1 protein-coding gene is annotated in these 627 nt (G+C 31.6%); it reads right to left on the bottom strand.

All coding sequences use genetic code 11. The features are described from left to right. Window positions 1-327 precede the first annotated feature (327 nt). Entirely contained in the window at window positions 328-450 is a 123-nt protein-coding gene (locus V7659_RS26970) for a bacitracin ABC transporter ATP-binding protein (protein WP_335543158.1), read from the bottom strand. Window positions 451-627: the final 177 nt, after the last annotated feature.

The following is a 627-nucleotide window of genomic DNA, read 5'->3' as shown; positions in this document are numbered from 1 at the left end:
TGTTGAGAAAAAATTTCACCGTATGAGCGATAAATCAACCATTTTTCTCCTGATCTTTGGAAATCGTTATGAAGTAGAAGGGCGGTCAACAGTGCGAGATAATTCTGATTTACGTTTAGTTATGAGTAAAGATAAGCATATGAACAAGCATTAGCATATTTAGTATAATTGTACATTGATAAAAGTAAAGGGAGCTGTCTTTGTTGCAGCTTTTTTTTATTTTTCTCGCGTTAAGATCAAAGAAGAATATTAGGACAAAAAAAACCGCACACACAATGCGGTTGATGATCAATATTGGGGATGCTTTATAATGGGCTTATACTAAATTTAATCATTATTTATGGGTTCCGCATTTTGTTCATTTGTTAGACCGCCATATTGCTGGTTAATTTCTTTAGCTAGCTCGTCTAAAAATTCATCAGATAATAAGGGTCTATTCTCTTTGAACATGAAAAGACCTCCTTTGAAATAGGATCTCTTATATATTTTTTATATGGCATGTATACTATCTGTTTTTTAACCTTTCCGTTTTCTTTGGTTTTAATCCTTTATACATAAAAATCATTTACTTTTGGTGAACACAATAGTAATATAATCACTGTTTCAAAGTTCTAAATCGCTGAAACC

The organism is Neobacillus drentensis, assembly GCF_036966985.1.
GTDB lineage: Bacteria > Bacillota > Bacilli > Bacillales > Cytobacillaceae > Neobacillus > Neobacillus drentensis_E.
This window is presented reverse-complemented; position numbering and strand designations above follow the sequence as displayed.

Bases quoted from the DNA above. Each gene is read 5' to 3' on its own strand.
- V7659_RS26970 (WP_335543158.1), bottom strand. From the start codon at position 450: ATGTTCAAAGAGAATAGACCCTTATTATCTGATGAATTTTTAGACGAG.